The 15,965-nt window shown below is 31.3% G+C and carries 17 protein-coding genes; 11 read left to right on the forward strand and 6 right to left on the reverse strand.

The window, feature by feature from the left end; all coding sequences use genetic code 11:
• Positions 1–304: 304 nt before the first annotated feature.
• Positions 305–1,204, reverse strand: coding sequence for an FAD:protein FMN transferase (locus ACQY1Q_RS09585; RefSeq protein WP_431005090.1), 900 nt, complete (start codon positions 1,202–1,204; stop codon positions 305–307).
• Positions 1,205–1,412: 208 nt separating this feature from the next.
• On the opposite strand from ACQY1Q_RS09585, the gene ACQY1Q_RS09590 reads away from it, so the two are divergent.
• From ACQY1Q_RS09590 to ACQY1Q_RS09640, 11 genes are all read left to right on the forward strand, one after another.
• Positions 1,413–2,261: an OmpA/MotB family protein gene (locus ACQY1Q_RS09590; RefSeq protein WP_431005091.1), complete on the forward strand. Its 849-nt coding sequence runs from the start codon at positions 1,413–1,415 to the stop codon at positions 2,259–2,261.
• A gap of 176 nt (positions 2,262–2,437) precedes the next feature.
• Positions 2,438–2,893, forward strand: a complete 456-nt coding sequence (gene rplM, locus ACQY1Q_RS09595; RefSeq protein WP_431005092.1) for a 50S ribosomal protein L13 — start codon at positions 2,438–2,440, stop codon at positions 2,891–2,893.
• A complete protein-coding gene (gene rpsI, locus ACQY1Q_RS09600; RefSeq protein ID WP_431005093.1) occupies positions 2,893–3,279 on the forward strand; it encodes a 30S ribosomal protein S9 in 387 nt (128 codons plus the stop codon). Before rplM ends, rpsI begins: the two co-directional genes overlap by 1 nt.
• A 123-nt stretch (positions 3,280–3,402) precedes the next feature.
• Positions 3,403–4,155 (forward strand): 30S ribosomal protein S2, encoded by a 753-nt coding sequence (rpsB, locus tag ACQY1Q_RS09605; RefSeq protein WP_431005094.1) that lies wholly within the window; start codon positions 3,403–3,405, stop codon positions 4,153–4,155.
• Between the two features lie 89 nt (positions 4,156–4,244).
• Entirely contained in the window at positions 4,245–5,216 is a 972-nt protein-coding gene (gene tsf, locus ACQY1Q_RS09610) for a translation elongation factor Ts (RefSeq protein WP_431005095.1), read from the forward strand.
• Positions 5,217–5,322: 106 nt separating this feature from the next.
• Positions 5,323–6,033 carry a UMP kinase gene (pyrH, locus tag ACQY1Q_RS09615; protein WP_431005096.1) on the forward strand — a complete coding sequence of 237 codons (711 nt, stop codon included), beginning with the start codon at positions 5,323–5,325 and terminating at the stop codon, positions 6,031–6,033.
• 52 nt (positions 6,034–6,085) lie between these two features.
• Entirely contained in the window at positions 6,086–6,640 is a 555-nt protein-coding gene (gene frr / locus ACQY1Q_RS09620) for a ribosome recycling factor (protein WP_431005097.1), read from the forward strand.
• 98 nt (positions 6,641–6,738) lie between these two features.
• Positions 6,739–9,105, forward strand: a complete 2,367-nt coding sequence (locus tag ACQY1Q_RS09625) for an efflux RND transporter permease subunit (protein WP_431005098.1) — start codon at positions 6,739–6,741, stop codon at positions 9,103–9,105.
• A 90-nt stretch (positions 9,106–9,195) separates the two neighbouring features.
• Entirely contained in the window at positions 9,196–10,629 is a 1,434-nt protein-coding gene (asnS, locus tag ACQY1Q_RS09630; RefSeq protein ID WP_431005099.1) for an asparagine--tRNA ligase, read from the forward strand.
• A gap of 84 nt (positions 10,630–10,713) precedes the next feature.
• Positions 10,714–12,177, forward strand: coding sequence for an RNA polymerase factor sigma-54 (gene rpoN, locus ACQY1Q_RS09635; RefSeq protein WP_431005100.1), 1,464 nt, complete (start codon positions 10,714–10,716; stop codon positions 12,175–12,177).
• On the forward strand, positions 12,177–12,776 hold the full coding sequence (locus ACQY1Q_RS09640) for a hypothetical protein (protein ID WP_431005101.1): 600 nt from the start codon (positions 12,177–12,179) through the stop codon (positions 12,774–12,776). The genes rpoN and ACQY1Q_RS09640 overlap by 1 nt, the downstream gene beginning before the upstream one ends.
• On the opposite strand, the gene ACQY1Q_RS09645 is transcribed toward ACQY1Q_RS09640, so the two are convergent.
• The 5 genes from ACQY1Q_RS09645 to ACQY1Q_RS09665 form a co-directional block, all read right to left on the reverse strand.
• Positions 12,771–13,442, reverse strand: a complete 672-nt coding sequence (locus ACQY1Q_RS09645; RefSeq protein WP_431005102.1) for a porin family protein — start codon at positions 13,440–13,442, stop codon at positions 12,771–12,773. The two genes, ACQY1Q_RS09640 and ACQY1Q_RS09645, sit on opposite strands and share 6 nt — an antisense overlap.
• 130 nt (positions 13,443–13,572) lie before the next feature.
• Positions 13,573–14,043 carry an ExbD/TolR family protein gene (locus ACQY1Q_RS09650; RefSeq protein WP_431005103.1) on the reverse strand — a complete coding sequence of 157 codons (471 nt, stop codon included), beginning with the start codon at positions 14,041–14,043 and terminating at the stop codon, positions 13,573–13,575.
• 17 nt (positions 14,044–14,060) lie between these two features.
• Complete coding sequence (locus tag ACQY1Q_RS09655) at positions 14,061–14,690, reverse strand: ExbD/TolR family protein (protein WP_431005104.1); 630 nt, start codon at positions 14,688–14,690, stop codon at positions 14,061–14,063.
• Between the two features lie 6 nt (positions 14,691–14,696).
• A complete protein-coding gene (locus ACQY1Q_RS09660) occupies positions 14,697–15,137 on the reverse strand; it encodes a hypothetical protein (RefSeq protein WP_431005105.1) in 441 nt (146 codons plus the stop codon).
• A 10-nt stretch (positions 15,138–15,147) separates the two neighbouring features.
• Positions 15,148–15,861, reverse strand: a complete 714-nt coding sequence (locus ACQY1Q_RS09665; protein WP_431005106.1) for a MotA/TolQ/ExbB proton channel family protein — start codon at positions 15,859–15,861, stop codon at positions 15,148–15,150.
• Between the last annotated feature and the right edge of the window lie 104 nt (positions 15,862–15,965).

The following is a 15,965-nucleotide window of genomic DNA, read 5'->3' on the forward strand; positions in this document are numbered from 1 at the left end:
TATTTTTTCTTTGAATTATTAAATACAAATATCCAAACTGAACTATACTGGAAAAAACCAGAAAAAGAAAATTAGTTCGCAATTTTAATCAGTTAACCCCCTTACAACTCTTTCATAACAAACACATTACAATTTTAAGATTTATTTTTTCAAACCAAAACATTTTAATACTTTTTTTTAAGTAACATATTTGCTTAAAAGTATTTATAATGATATTCATTTTTTTACAAAAAAAAATCGCTCCGGAATTAGTAGAGCGATATGCATTGGCTAAAGAAGAAATTTTACCGGTTTGTTATAAACCTTAGTTTACAAATTCTTGTAACTTATTCTCTTTATCGTTATACAGCAACACTACTTTTAATTCAGGGTGCTGCTTTAAAAATTCTTTAGTTCTTTCCATTCCCATAGCTAAAAAAGCTGTTGCATAGGCATCAACATCAGCGCAATCTCCTTTCATACGTACTGATACACTTAATAAACTACTTTCATGAGCCATTCCCGTTTTAGGGTTTACCGTATGAACAATTTTTTCTCCGTTTTCATTCAATTTATACTTTCTATAATTTCCTGAAGTTGCCATAGATTCATCCTCCAACTCTATTACTTTTTGTATTGATCTCGTTCCGTCAACATTGGGTTTTTCAATAGCTACTTTCCAAGAACCATCGTATTTTTTACCTCTTGCTCTAATTTCACCACCAATTTCAACTAAATAGTTATGTATGTTTTTACTTTCAAAAAACCTTCCCACAATATCAATTCCATACCCTTTTGCAAAAGCATTTACATTAAACTCTATATTCGGATTATCTCTATATACTTTTCTATTTTCAAGTTTTACTTTATCAAACCCCACTCCTATCATTAACTCATGAATTTCTTCTTCAGTTAAATTTCTTTTTTCTTTTCCGGAACCAAATCCGTAAGCATCAATTAAACGTCCAATAGTAGGATCGAAATAACCATCTGTTTCTTTATAAATTCTCTTAGCTTTATCAAACACCTCTACAAATAAATCGTCAACTACTACAGTTGAATCTCCGTTATTAATTTTTGAAATGTCTGAAGTTGGTAAATATGTTGACAATGAGTTATTCATCAAAGTAAATAAACTATCAATTGAAGTTTGGTAATTTACCTTATCTAAATACTTAATATGATAGGTAGTTCCAAAAACTGCGCCTTCAAGTTGTGTAATCACTTTTTCTTCTTTTTTTTGCTCACACGAAAGAAAACTAAGTAGTACACAAATATTTACAACTAAAAGATTTTTTATAGACATATTATTTATTTTGCACACAAAAATAATGCTTTCAAACTTCATAAAAGATTGTTAATTCTCTTTTTTGTGTCGGCATTTTTATAACTTTGTCCTAATTATTTTTCAATCTGAATAAATCTATTTAACAATGAAAAAAGGATTTCTACTATTAGCACTAACAGCGTTATTAGCTTCTTGTGCCTCAACTAAAGAGTTAGAGGCGGTAAAAGCTGCACATGAAAAAACGAAAGAAGAATTATTAGCTACTCAAACTAATTTAACTAAATGTTTGGTAGAAAAAGAACGCTTCCAAGAAAAGTCTGACTTTTTACAAACCACAATTGATGATTTACGCAGAGACAAAAAGGAAACGTTAAAACAAGTTGGAGACTTAACAGTGTTAACTCAAGGAGCTAATGATAATATTAAAGAAACATTATCTCAGTTAAGTAAAAAAGACAAATACATTAATAAAATTAGAGCTGCAGCTTCTAAGAAAGATTCATTAAACTTAGTAGTAGCTTTCCATTTGAAAAAAGAATTACAAGATGGAATTGATGATGAAGACATTGAAGTAAATGTTGAAAAAACAGTTGTATTCATCTCTATTTCAGATAAGTTATTATTTAAGAGCGGTAGCTATACTATTACAGATAAAGCTTCTAAAGTTTTACAAAAAGTAGCTACAGTTGTTAACGGTCAACCTGAAATGGATGTAATGGTTGAAGGACATACTGACGACACCCCTGTTAGCAACAACTCAAGTTTAAAAGATAACTGGGATTTAAGTGTTAAGCGTTCAACTGCCATTGTTCGTGAATTACAAAGTAAATACGATGTAGCTCCTAGCAGATTAATTGCTGCCGGTAGAAGTAGCTACCTTCCTTTGGTTGAAAATAACAGCCCGGCAAACAAAGCTAAAAACAGACGTACAAAAATTATTATCCTTCCACGTTTAAATCAATTCTTTGATTTATTAGATCAAAAAGTGGAATAGATTATTATACCCTATTAAATTCATGAAAAGGAGTTACTTAGTTGTAACTCCTTTTTTATTATAAAATATTCTAAACTACTATTTGTCAATAAAATAAATAGTTGTACCTTTGCAGACCTTTTTTAAGGAAAAATTATATTAATAATAACCATTTAACAAAAACTAATCGTGTAATTATGAACACATTAAGTTACAAAACAGTATCAGCTAACAAAGCTACGGTAAACAAAGAGTGGGTTTTAGTTGATGCGGACGGGCAAACATTAGGTCGTCTAGCTTCTAAAGTTGCAAAACTTATTAGAGGTAAGTACAAACCAAATTACACTCCTCATGTTGATTGTGGAGACAACGTTGTAATTATCAACGCTGAAAAAATCAATTTAACAGGTAAAAAGTGGGCAGACAAAACCTATATCCGCCACACAGGTTACCCAGGAGGTCAAAGATCGCTTACTGCTACTGAAATGTTTCAAAAAGATCCTTCAAGACTTATTGAAAAAGCAGTAAAAGGAATGTTACCTAAAAACAGATTAGGTAGCGCGTTATACAAAAACTTATATGTATACGCAGGTTCAGAGCACAAACAAACAGCTCAAAATCCAAAAGCTATTAACCTTAACGATCTTAAATAATGGAAACTGTACACAAAATAGGTAGAAGAAAAACAGCTGTTGCTCGTGTTTATGTTTCACAAGGAAGCGGAAACATCACTGTCAACAAAAGAGAGTTTAAAAACTATTTCACTACTGCAACTTTACAATACAAAGTTCAACAACCTTTAATGTTAACTGAAAATTTAGCATCTTACGATATTAAAATTAACGTTTACGGTGGAGGTGTTACCGGACAAGCTGAAGCTATCCGTTTAGCTATTACCAGAGCTTTAGTTGCAATTAACGAAGAAAACAAAGCAGTCTTAAAACCAGAAGGATTATTAACTCGTGACCCAAGAATGGTTGAGCGTAAGAAATTTGGTCAGAAGAAAGCTCGTAAGAAATTCCAGTTCTCTAAACGTTAATCGTTTATTGGAACTGTTATATCTAAAATTAAATTTTTTATTAACAGTTTAGTATCTAAATATTTCAGATGTAAATAACCTACTGAAATATTGCGAAAACAGAACGTAAACACATTTATTAAAATGGCAAACATTCAAGAATTATTAGAAAGTGGCGTACATTTTGGTCACTTAACAAGAAAATGGAACCCTAACATGGCTCCATACATTTATACAGAGCGTAATGGTGTACACATCATCGATTTGTATAAAACATCTGCTAAAATTGATGAAGCTTCTAATGCTTTACAAAAAATAGCTAACTCAGGACGTAAAATATTATTTGTTGCTACTAAAAAGCAAGCTAAAGATATCGTTGCTGAAAAAGCTAAAGCAGTAAACATGCCATACATTACTGAGCGTTGGCCAGGTGGTATGTTAACAAACTTCGTTACTATTAGAAAAGCTGTTAAGAAAATGGCTTCTATTGATAGAATGAAAACTGATGGTTCTTTCGACGCTTTATCTAAAAGAGAAAAATTACAAATTAACCGTCAACGTGAAAAATTAGAAAAGAACTTAGGTTCAATTGCTGATATGACACGTTTACCAGGTGCTTTATTTGTAATTGACGTTAAAAAAGAACACATTGCTGTTGCTGAAGCGCAAAAATTAAACATTCCAATTTTTGCAATGGTAGATACAAACTCTGATCCAAGACCAATTGATTTTGTTATCCCTGCAAATGACGATGCTTCAAAATCTATTGACAGAGTATTATCATATGTAACTGATGCTATTGCTGAAGGTTTATCTGAAAGAAAAGCTGATAAAGAAAAAGCAAAAGCTGATAAAGAAGTTTCAACAGAAGAAATCTCTGCTGAAGAAACAAAATAATTTTAATTTAAAGGTTTCATTACATTGGAACCTTTAAATTTTTATACTTTGTACAACAAAATAATTACAACTAAAAAATAACGATAGAAATGTCAGTAAAAATAAGCGCTACAGACGTAAAAAATTTAAGAGAAACTACCGGAGCCGGAATGATGGATTGTAAAAATGCATTAGTAGAAGCTGAGGGAAATTTTGACAAAGCAATTGAAATTTTACGTTTAAAAGGACAAAAGATTGCTGCAAAAAGAGCTGATCGTGAATCTACTGAAGGTGTAGCAATTACTAAAATAAGTGATGATAATACTTATGGTGTTGCCATCGTATTAGCATGTGAAACTGATTTCGTTGCTAAAAATGATTCATTTAAGCAATTAGCTTCTGAATTTGTAGATGTTGCTTTCAACTGTAAAACTAAAGAGGAGTTTTTAGCTGCTGATTTTGGTGGTGTAACTGTTGCTGAAAAATTAATTGAGCAAACAGGAGTTATCGGTGAAAAAATTGATATTACTTCTTTTGAAAGAATTGAAGCACCATACGTAGGAGCTTATACTCACGTAGGTAAAATTGCTGCTATGGTTGGTTTAACTAAAGCAGTTGATAATGCTGATGTTTTAACAAAAGATTTAGCTATGCAAGCTGCTTCAATGGGAGCTACAACTTTATCTTACAAAGATTTTGATCCTGCATACGTAGCAGCTGAAACTGAAGCTAGAATTGCTGCGATTGTTAAAGATAATGAAGAATTAGTACGTTTAGGAAAAACTCTTAAAAACGTTCCTCAATTCGTTTCAAGATTACAATTAACTGATGATGTTATTGCTAAAGCTGAAGAAGAAGCTAAAGAGCAATTAAAAGCAGAAGGTAAACCAGAGCAAATCTGGGATAAAATTTTACCTGGTAAAATTGATAGATTTATCTCTGATAACACAACGTTAGATCAAGAACAAGCTTTATTAGATCAAAACTTTATCAAAGACGATAAGAAAACAGTTGCTGAATACATCAAATCTTATGGTAATGATGTTGAAGTTCAAAACTTCGTTAGAGTTACTTTAGGTTAATTCAGTTTAAAAATATTTTAAAAAACCATCCTTTTTTGGATGGTTTTTTTATTTCTGAAAAAAGTAAACAAAAAATCATTAATTTTGCGCAACTTTCAATAAAATTATGCAATACAAAAGAATTCTTTTAAAGTTAAGCGGTGAAGCTTTGATGGGTGATAGACAATACGGTATAGACCCGGGAAGACTCAAGGAATACGCTGAAGAGATTAAACAAGTTGTTGAAAAAGGTATAGAAGTAGCCATAGTTATTGGTGGAGGAAACATTTTTAGAGGTGTTGCCGGTGAACTAAATGGTATGGATAGAGTTCAGGGAGACCATATGGGAATGTTAGCTACCTGTATTAATGGATTAGCCTTACAAAGTGCTTTAGAAGACCAAGGTATTCAAACAAGACTACAAACAGCTATAGAAATTAAAGAAATTGCTGAGCCTTATATAAAAAGAAGAGCTAATCGCCATTTAGAAAAAGGAAGAGTCGTTATATTTGGTGCAGGAACCGGAAATCCTTATTTTACCACAGATACAGCAGCTGTTTTAAGAGCTATAGAAATTAACGCTGATGCTATTTTAAAAGGAACCAGAGTAGACGGTATTTATACAGCTGACCCTGAAAAAAACAAAGATGCAGTAAAATTTGATAACATTACTTTTAAAGATGTCATTGAAAAAGGATTAAAAGTAATGGATATGACTGCATTTACATTAAGTGAAGAAAATAAGCTTCCAATCATTGTTTTTGACATGAATAAAAAAGGAAACTTGTTAAAACTTCTTTCCGGAGAACAAATTGGAACAGTAGTTGACAATCAATAAAAATTAATAATCGCCTCTAAACACTAATGAGAGGTTTCTAAATACAAACAAAATGAACGAAGAGATTGATTTTATTTTAGATTCAGCCAAAGAGGCCATGAATAAAGCAATAGATCATTTGGTTAAGGAACTAAGAAGTATCAGAGCAGGTAAAGCATCTCCTGCCATGCTTGTTAATGTACAAGTTGATTATTATGGTTCTTCTACTCCATTAAGTCAAGTTGCCAATGTGAGCACACCAGACGCTCGTACTATTACGATTCAGCCTTGGGAAAAAAACATGTTACAAGAAATTGAGAAAGCTATCATGTTAGCTAATCTTGGTTTTAACCCAATGAATAATGGTGATAATATTATTATTAGTGTACCTCCTTTAACTGAAGAACGTCGTAAAGACTTAGTAAAGCAAGCAAAATCTGAAGCTGAACATGCTAAAGTAGGTATTCGTAATGCTCGTAAAGACGCTAATAACGATATTAAGAAATCAGATGTGTCTGATGACATGAAAAAGAATGCTGAAGCAGATATTCAAACATTAACTGATCAATACATCAAACAAGTTGATGAAAAATTAGCAGTTAAAGAAAAAGAAATTATGACTGTGTAATTTCTTTTTCCTCAATACAATTTTAAAGAGTGTTTTTTAAACACTCTTTTTTCTTTTTATTACCCTCATTTACCTACCTTTGCAAAAATTTTTTTGGGATGACCTTTTGGACAAAGATCGCTGGATTCATATTGCGAAATCGTTATTTAGTTTTAGTTCTTATTGCCGTTGTAACCGGGCTTTTAGTCACTCAAATGAAATATATGCGTTTCTCCTATACGGAAGCAAACCTTTTACCTACCGATCATGAAGCCAATGTTCAATACGATAAATTCTTAGAGATTTTTGGAGAAGAAGGAAATCTAATCATTCTCGGAGTTAAAGACAGTACTATTTTTACACCCGAAAAATTTAATGCTTGGAACCAACTTACCAAATCTTTTGAAGAAGCTCCTCAAGTAGATTTTACAGTATCTGTTTCTGACGTTAAAAAACTTAAAGCAGACAGAAAAGAGAGAAAATTTGTTGTTGAACCTCTTTTTAGCTCTCCTCCAAAAACTAAAGAAGATATTGATGAAATAAGAAAACAGCTTTTTGAAGATCTTCCTTTTTATGAAAACTTACTATACAATGATAAAGGTGTATTACAAACGGCTATATATTTAAATAAAGAAATCATTAATACTCCTGCCAGAGCAGATTTTATTATTGATATTTTAAAACCTAAGATAGAAAAATTTGAAAAGCAATATAATATTGATGTTCGAATTTCTGGTATGCCCTATATACGCACCCTAAATTCTTTAAACATAACCCAAGAAATGGGAATTTTTGTTGCAGGAGCTTTATTAATTACGGCCTTAATTTTCTTTTTCTTTTTCCGTTCATTCAGAGCAACTTTTATTACGCTTTTAGTGGTTGGTATTGGAGTAGTTTGGGCTTTTGGTTTTATTGGCTGGTTTAGGTATGAAATTACCGTTCTTACAGCATTAATCCCACCTTTAATTATTGTTATCGGTGTACCTAATGCCGTTTTCCTTATTAATAAATATCAACAAGAAGTAAAAAAACACGGAAATCAAGCAAAATCATTACAACGCGTTATTTCTAAAATAGGAAATGCCACGTTAATGACAAATATTACTACGGCTTCCGGTTTTGCCACTTTTGTTTTTGTAAAAAGTCAACTTTTAAGAGAGTTTGGAATTTTAGCTTCTGTTAATATCATTAGTATATTCATCCTTGCCTTACTTATTATACCTATCATTTATAGTTTCATGCCTCTTCCTGAGAAAAAACATCTAAGCCATTTAGAAAAAAGATGGATGGAAGATGTGGTTAACTGGATGGAACGTACAGTAAAAACACATCGTATTACCATATACATAACCTCTGTTATCATTATTATTTTAAGTATGATTGGTTTGTATCAAATACGTGTGTCTGGTAGTTTGATTGAAGACATGCCCAAAGGGAAACAGTTTTATAAAGACATTAAGTTTTTTGAAAAAGAATTTGGAGGTATCATGCCTCTTGAAATTTTAATTGATACAAAAAAAGAAAAAGGAGTAATGAAGCTTTCAACTTTAAAAAAGATTGAAAAGCTAAACGAAACTATTGAGACATTTCCGGAGTTATCAAAACCAATTTCTATAACTAACTTAGTCAAATATTCTAAACAGGCTTACTATAACGGAAATCCTAAATATTATCAACTCCCTACAAGTCAGGAAAAAAGTTACATTTTATCTTACACTAAAAATTCTTCCAGTAATTCAGGAATGTTAAAAAACTTTGTAGATTCTACAGGAAGGTATGCCAGAATTACCACTTTCATGAAAGATATTGGTACAGATAAAATGGATATTATTCAAGAACGTTTGCAAGCTGTAATTAAAAAACATTTTCCAAATGATCAATTTAATGTTTCATTAACCGGAAAAGCACTTGTGTTTTTAAAAGGAACTAACTATTTAATTAAAAATTTAGTTATTTCTTTATCATTAGCCATTGTATTGATTTCAATTTTTATGGCTTGGATGTTTAGATCTCCACAAATGATTATGATATCATTAATTCCAAACATGCTACCGTTACTAATAACAGCCGGGTTAATGGGGTATTTTGACATTCCTATAAAACCGTCTACCATTTTAGTATTCAGTATTGCTTTTGGAATTTCAGTAGATGATACCATTCACTTTTTAGCCAAATACAGGCAAGAATTGTTAGCTAATAACTGGAAAATAAAACCGGCTGTTTATGCTGCTCTAAGAGAAACCGGTGTAAGTATGTTTTATACTTCAATCGTTCTTTTCTTTGGTTTCTTAGTTTTTACAATTTCAAGCTTTGGAGGTACAATAGCTTTAGGAGGTTTGGTTTCTGTCACTTTATTATTAGCAATGGTTTCTAACCTACTTTTACTTCCTTCATTATTATTGTCTTTTGAAAAGAAAATAGCCAATAAAAAGGTATTAAAAGAAACTAATTTCAAGATTTTACCCCCGAAAGACGAGGATAAATAAAAATACATCCCTCTTTTAAAGTTCTCTTCGTTGCTCAATTAGCATCAAAAAAGTATCTTTGCGTGTTTTTATACAAGAATTTAAGAAATAATGAACAGAAGTAGCGTAAAGGAACTATTACAGTTTGATAATTTTTTACAGGAAGTACATGTAAAAGGATGGGTAAGAACTTTTAGAAGCAATCGTTTTATTGCTCTAAATGATGGTTCTACTATTAATAATATTCAATGTGTAGTAGACTTCGAAAATACAGATGAAGATGTATTAAAAAGAATTACCACCGGTGCTGCTGTAAGTATTACAGGTACATTAGTTGAAAGTCAAGGTAAAGGACAAAAAGTTGAGATTAATGTAACTCAATTAGAAATTTTAGGAGATTCAAACCCTGAAGAGTATCCAATTCAACCTAAAAAACATAGCTTTGAGTTTTTACGTGAAAATGCACATTTACGTATCAGAACCAATGCTTTCAGTGCTATTATGAGAGTACGTTCAGCTTTATCTTTTGCTGTTCACCAATACTTTCAACAAAACGGTTTCTTTTATGTAAACACTCCAATTATAACTGGTTCAGATGCAGAAGGAGCCGGTGAAATGTTTAGAGTAACTAGTTTTGAGGCGAACCAAGCTCCGTTAAATGAAGAAGGTAAAATTGATTTCAGCCAAGACTTCTTTGGAAAAGAAACTAACTTAACTGTTTCGGGACAATTAGAAGCTGAAACTTATGCAATGGCTTTAGGTAAAGTGTATACTTTTGGACCTACATTTAGAGCTGAAAACTCAAATACAACTCGCCACTTAGCTGAATTCTGGATGATTGAACCTGAGGTAGCTTTTAATGATTTAGATGCTAACATGGATTTATCTGAAGACTTTATCAAATATGTTTTACAATATGTATTAGATAACTGTCAGGATGATATTCAATTTTTAAATGATAGATTAGCGGAAGAGGAAAAGAATAAGCCTCAAGCGGAAAGAAGTGAAATGTCATTAATTGAAAAATTACGTTTTGTAGTTGATAACAACTTCAAAAGAGTTTCTTATACAGAAGCTATTGATATTTTACGTAACTCTAAGCCTAATAAAAAGAAAAAGTTCCAATATATTATAGATGAATGGGGAGCTGACTTGCAATCTGAGCATGAACGTTATTTAGTAGAAAAACACTTTAATTGTCCGGTTATTTTATTTGATTATCCGGCTAAAATTAAAGCTTTTTATATGCGTTTAAATGATGATGGAAAAACTGTTCGTGCCATGGATGTTTTATTCCCGGGCATTGGAGAAATGGTAGGAGGTTCTCAAAGAGAAGAACGCTTAGAAGTGTTACAACAAAAAATGACAGATTTAGGAATTGAAGAAAAAGAGTTATGGTGGTATTTAGACACCAGAAAGTTTGGTACTGCTGTACATTCCGGATTTGGATTAGGTTTTGAGCGCTTAGTATTATTTACTACAGGAATGGGTAATATTAGAGATGTAATTCCTTTCCCTAGAACGCCTCAAAACGCAGAGTTCTAAGAAAAATAGAAAACTTATATATAACAATCGTCATTCTATAAAGAGTGGCGATTTTATTTTACCCGAATTCATATATTTGTAACTATGTTAAAGCAAAGTTTACAACAAAAATTACTACAAAAACTATCTCCTCAGCAAATCCAGCTGATGAAGCTTATTCAATTGCCTACACAAGCATTTGAAGAACGCTTAAAACAGGAAATTGAAGAAAATCCTGCTTTAGATACCGGAAAAGAAGAAAACGACAATTTTGAAGATTCTTTCTCAAACGATGTTGATTATGATGATTCTGGAAACGAAAAAATCGATGCTGAAGATATTAATATTGATGAATATTTAAGTGATGATGAGTTTCCTAGTTATAAAACTCAAGCAAACAATTATTCTTCTGATGATGATGAAAAGCAGGTCCCTTATGCTGCTGGAACTTCTTTCCATCAATCGTTAAAAAATCAATTAAATACTTTCAGAATTGATGAAAACGAAAGAGCTATTGCTGAATTTTTAGTTGGAAGTATTGATGATAGCGGATATATAAGAAGAGATATTGTTGATTTAGTAGATGATTTAGCATTTACCCAAAACATTTATACTTCAGAAGAAAAAGTAGAAGAAGTATTAACTCATGTTGTTCAAAAACTAGATCCGGTGGGGGTAGGCGCTCTTAATTTAAAAGATTGCTTAGTTATTCAATTAAAAGCCAAACCCGAAAAAGAAAGCAGAAGCTTAGCCATTAGGGTATTAGAGGAATCATTTGATCATTTTGTAAAAAAACATTACAATAAACTTTTAGAAAAATTCAATATTTCAGAAGAACAACTTAAAGAAGTTATTACTGAAATAAGCAGATTAAACCCTAAGCCGGGAAGTTCTTATGATGGTAATAATAAAGTTGCCGAGCAAATTGTTCCGGATTTTACGATTAGAATTATTGAAGGAAACTTAGAACTTACTTTAAACTCACGTAATGCTCCTGAATTAAAAGTTTCAAGAGAATATAGTGATATGCTTAAAGGCTATCAGGAATCAAAAGATAAAACCAAAACTCAAAAAGATGCAGTTTTGTTTATAAAACAAAAATTAGATGCTGCCAAATGGTTTATTGATGCCATAAAACAACGTCAGCAAACTCTTTTGATTACTATGAACTCAATTATGAATTATCAAGAAGAATATTTTTTAACCGGTGATGAGCGAAAGTTAAAGCCCATGATTTTAAAAGATATTGCTGATGATATTAATATGGATGTTTCAACAGTATCAAGGGTAGCTAACAGTAAATATGTTACGACGCCTTATGGTACTAAATTGATTAAAGAATTTTTCTCTGAATCAATGAAAAATGATCAAGGAGAAGATGTTTCTACCAAAGAAATTAAAAAGATTTTAGAAACTGTTATTTTAGAAGAAGATAAACGTAAGCCGTTAACAGATGAGAGGTTATCTCAAATCTTAAAAGAAAAAGGATACCCTATTGCCAGAAGAACGGTGGCTAAATATAGAGAGCAGTTAGATATTCCGGTTGCTCGTTTAAGAAAAGAAATTTAATGCGTTGGCATAAATTCATATCCGCTATTTTACACCCAATAGTAATGCCTACTATTGGTATTTTACTATATTTTATCTTTTCTCCTGCAAAATTGACTCAGGAGCAACAATTAACCATATTAGGCATTGTATTTACCTCTACGTATGTAATTCCATTACTACTTCTTGTATTTTTAAAAGCGGTAGGTTATATTAAATCGTATCAGGTTTTCAGCATTAAAGAAAGAAAAATACCCCTGTTTTTTATGATAGCCTTGCTTTTCTTTCTTGCAGAATTATTTCAAAAGTTAAGCATTGTAAGAGATCTTAGCTTACTTTTTTATGGAATTGTACTTGGGTTGGTAATTACCTATCTATTATTCTTTACTAAACTAAAATCTAGTTTACATTTGTTGTCTATGGGAGGAGCTTTAGGCTACTTTTTGATATTTCAACAAATTCATGGCATTAGTATACTTCCAATTATTATTGTTTTTACCCTTCTTTCAGGTTTTTTAGCATCTTCAAGATTATACCTAAAAGCACATACTCCAAAAGAAGTGTATACAGGCTTTTTCTTAGGGTTTATCTCTCAATTTATAGTCTATTACTTACTATAAAAGATAAAAGCTTAAACCTAGCTTAAAAACTTTACTATCTATTGACATTGAGTTAATTTCAGCATTATTCAAAAGAGGCATCAATCCGTAATAAATATAAAAGTTAAATGTTCCATATCCGGCAGACATTGTTAAACCTGCTTGGAATTTATTATAATTTGAATTATTAGTGTTACTAACCGTCGCATTATTATCATCAAGATAACTAAATTTATTAGCTATATTGTAACTTAATTTAACCCCGGTATATAATCTCCAAAAAGAATATTTATTAACCTCAGAAGCTCTAATTCTGAATTGTATTGGAAATTCAACAGCATGTATTTGCAACGTATTACTAGTATTATCAGTTGCTTGATATGTGTAAGTTGAATTAGCTTTAATTACTTTTAAGCCATGGCTAAAAGAATCATAACCATACCCTATTCCAATTCCCAAAGCAAGTTTTCCGTTTTTTGTAAGTGGAATATCTCTAATATATCCGGCGGAGATACCATAAGAAAAGCTACTTGACTTTACTCCTTCAGGTTGGTTGCGCAAAACATTATAGCTCACATCTAAATACAATTGATCTTCAAAATATCTATCTCCAATCTGTAAAGAATCTTTTTGAGCATATAAACTATTTACCAGCATAAAAGTTAAAAACACAACTATTTTTTTCATCAATAAATTCTCTTTTAACATTAAAACGTATAATATAACTTTTGAGTCTGTAAATATAACTCCTATACAATAAAAAAAGTGCAATCGTTAACAGATTGCACTTTTTTATATAAGCTTATTATATAAATAACTACTTTTTAATTACACTTCCTTTATGAGTAGATAAACTTAATTTAAGAGCGTTAACATCTCTTAATTTCTCTCTTATATCAGCCAAAGTACCAACACTTGATTCTTTGTCTGCTTTAATAGAGGTCGTCATAAAGGGTATTTCTGCTTCAGAAACATTTTCGCGCTCTTTAAAGATAAAAGCAGGTACATCATTTGCAGTTGCTATTTTATCATTTAATTGAATACGATCATATCCTGAACCATATTTAGGATCTTTAGCTTTTCCTACATAAATGGTACTTACCAAACTTTTACGTTCTAACTTCTTTACTTCAGTAGCACTTGGTAAACGAGGAGAATCGATTAATAAATCTGTTTCTCTCATTGTTGTTGTTACCATGAAGAAGAATAATAACATAAAAACAATATCAGGTAAGGATGCCGTTGATAAAGCTGGAAGTCCTTTTTTCTTCTTTTTGAATTTAGACATAATTCTTGTTTTTAGTATTATTGAACATTCGTTGGGTCAGTATCAGATATTACCTGAGGATAGCTGTTTTTTATATCCTCAACTTTTTTTCTTAAAGACTCATCTTTTCTATTACTAGTTTTAAACTCCTCTTCTAACTCAGTAAAACTCACGCCATATTTCTCTTCAGATAATCTATTACGTAACTCAGTATAAGCGGCTAGTAATTCATTTTGTACAGCAACATAAGTACCATACTCGGTTCCTCTATCACTTTCAACAGATATAACTGCTTTGTTTGGATGATCAGAAGAATCAGGGTCTTTAGCTCCTTTACAATATGTACATGGTCCTGTTTCTACACCATCTTCAACTTTACCTACCCCACCTCCATTATCTATGAAGTCCATTGCTGCTTTTTTAAGGTCTTTCAACTCCATAATTTCACCTTCTACAAAAAGTTGGTTGTTACGGTTAATACTTACCTCAAAAATATTTTTTTCTTTAATAATTGGCGGTTTAAAATCTACCGGAGGCTTTTCAGCTAATTTCTTAGAAACTCCTGAATCAACATCCATAGTGGTAGTTACAAGGAAAAAGATAAGTAGCAAGAAGGCAATATCTGCCATAGAACCTGCATTAATTTCTGGGTTTTCTCTTCTTGCCATAATTAATTATGATTTAATTAAACCTTTTACTAAATCTATTACAAAGAATACTCCTCCTACAACTAAAAGGATTAAACTTACCCAAATTCCAGTACTTGTATATTTAGAAACTTGAGAACCAGTTGCTGCAATTACACTTCCGTTAGCGTCAACTACTTGACCATCTGACGATAAAATGTAAGAGATTAACAATGCAACTGCTAAAGCAACTATTCCTAGTAAAGTTTTCTTAAGAGCCGCAGGATTTTTAAACATTCCTAATAAAGAAGCTATTACCGCTGCTGCTACTGCTAATCCTAATAACACTAAAGAATACGTTACTAATGGAGATACAGCTTCTGAAATTGCAACCTTATCTTCAGAGTTGATACCAGAAACTCTTAAGAAAAGTCCTATACCTACTAAAGATAAAATAGCAACTACAATTTTTAATATTTTACTATTCATAATCTTTTAATTACTTTTTATATTTAGCTAATAAATCGATTAAAGAAATCGATGCATCTTCCATAGTGTTAACGATAGTATCTACTTTTGAAACGATATAGTTATAGAATATCTGTAAGATAATTGCTACTACTAAACCGAATACTGTTGTTAAAAGTGCTACTTTAATACCACCTGCTACTACCGCTGGAGAGATATCGTTAGAAACAGCAATTGCATCAAATGCTTCAATCATACCAATTACAGTACCCATGAATCCTAACATCGGTGCTAAAGCAATAAATAATGAAAGCCAAGAGATATTTTTTTCTAATAATCCCATTTGAACTCCACCGTATCCTACAACAGCTTTTTCAGCAGCATCTAAACCTTCGTCAGCTCTTTCTAAACCTTGATAAAAGATAGAAGCAACAGGACCTTTAGTATTTCTACATACTTCTTTAGCAGCCTCAACTCCACCTGAACTTAATGCTTCATCTACGTTAGCTACTAACTTCTTAGTATTGGTTGTAGCCATATTTAAATAAATGATTCTTTCAATAGCAATAGCTAAACCTAATATTAAAGCCACTAATACTATCCCCATAAAACCAGGACCTCCTTCAATAAAACGTTGCTTTAACTCTTGGTGAAAAGTTTTCTCAGCTTCTTGAGCGTAAGTTGATTGAATAGCTCCTAAGAACATAAATCCTGCTATAGTTAGGATATTTACTACTTTTTTCATTTTGTTATAATTAATTTTAAATAGTTAACGGGTTAAAAATACAAATTTTACTATGATTTTAATAAAAAAACAATAATAAGTATAGGTTTTATGTACACTTATTG

Source organism: Tenacibaculum sp. TC6 (assembly GCF_050606265.1).
In the GTDB taxonomy this organism is placed as follows: Bacteria; Bacteroidota; Bacteroidia; order Flavobacteriales; family Flavobacteriaceae; genus Polaribacter.

What these genes read in the sequence shown, in the direction of transcription:
- ACQY1Q_RS09645 (WP_431005102.1), bottom strand. Translation starts at nt 13,442, where the DNA reads ATGAAAAAAATAGTTGTGTTTTTAACTTTTATGCTGGTAAATAGTTTA.
- ACQY1Q_RS09665 (WP_431005106.1), bottom strand. Translation starts at nt 15,861, where the DNA reads ATGAAAAAAGTAGTAAATATCCTAACTATAGCAGGATTTATGTTCTTA.
- frr (WP_431005097.1), top strand. Translation starts at nt 6,086, where the DNA reads ATGAACGAAGAGATTGATTTTATTTTAGATTCAGCCAAAGAGGCCATG.
- ACQY1Q_RS09650 (WP_431005103.1), bottom strand. Translation starts at nt 14,043, where the DNA reads ATGTCTAAATTCAAAAAGAAGAAAAAAGGACTTCCAGCTTTATCAACG.
- rplM (WP_431005092.1), top strand. Translation starts at nt 2,438, where the DNA reads ATGAACACATTAAGTTACAAAACAGTATCAGCTAACAAAGCTACGGTA.
- ACQY1Q_RS09660 (WP_431005105.1), bottom strand. Translation starts at nt 15,137, where the DNA reads ATGAATAGTAAAATATTAAAAATTGTAGTTGCTATTTTATCTTTAGTA.
- pyrH (WP_431005096.1), top strand. Translation starts at nt 5,323, where the DNA reads ATGCAATACAAAAGAATTCTTTTAAAGTTAAGCGGTGAAGCTTTGATG.
- rpsB (WP_431005094.1), top strand. Translation starts at nt 3,403, where the DNA reads ATGGCAAACATTCAAGAATTATTAGAAAGTGGCGTACATTTTGGTCAC.
- rpsI (WP_431005093.1), top strand. Translation starts at nt 2,893, where the DNA reads ATGGAAACTGTACACAAAATAGGTAGAAGAAAAACAGCTGTTGCTCGT.
- ACQY1Q_RS09640 (WP_431005101.1), top strand. Translation starts at nt 12,177, where the DNA reads ATGCGTTGGCATAAATTCATATCCGCTATTTTACACCCAATAGTAATG.
- rpoN (WP_431005100.1), top strand. Translation starts at nt 10,714, where the DNA reads ATGTTAAAGCAAAGTTTACAACAAAAATTACTACAAAAACTATCTCCT.
- ACQY1Q_RS09655 (WP_431005104.1), bottom strand. Translation starts at nt 14,690, where the DNA reads ATGGCAAGAAGAGAAAACCCAGAAATTAATGCAGGTTCTATGGCAGAT.
- ACQY1Q_RS09590 (WP_431005091.1), top strand. Translation starts at nt 1,413, where the DNA reads ATGAAAAAAGGATTTCTACTATTAGCACTAACAGCGTTATTAGCTTCT.
- tsf (WP_431005095.1), top strand. Translation starts at nt 4,245, where the DNA reads ATGTCAGTAAAAATAAGCGCTACAGACGTAAAAAATTTAAGAGAAACT.
- asnS (WP_431005099.1), top strand. Translation starts at nt 9,196, where the DNA reads ATGAACAGAAGTAGCGTAAAGGAACTATTACAGTTTGATAATTTTTTA.
- ACQY1Q_RS09625 (WP_431005098.1), top strand. Translation starts at nt 6,739, where the DNA reads ATGACCTTTTGGACAAAGATCGCTGGATTCATATTGCGAAATCGTTAT.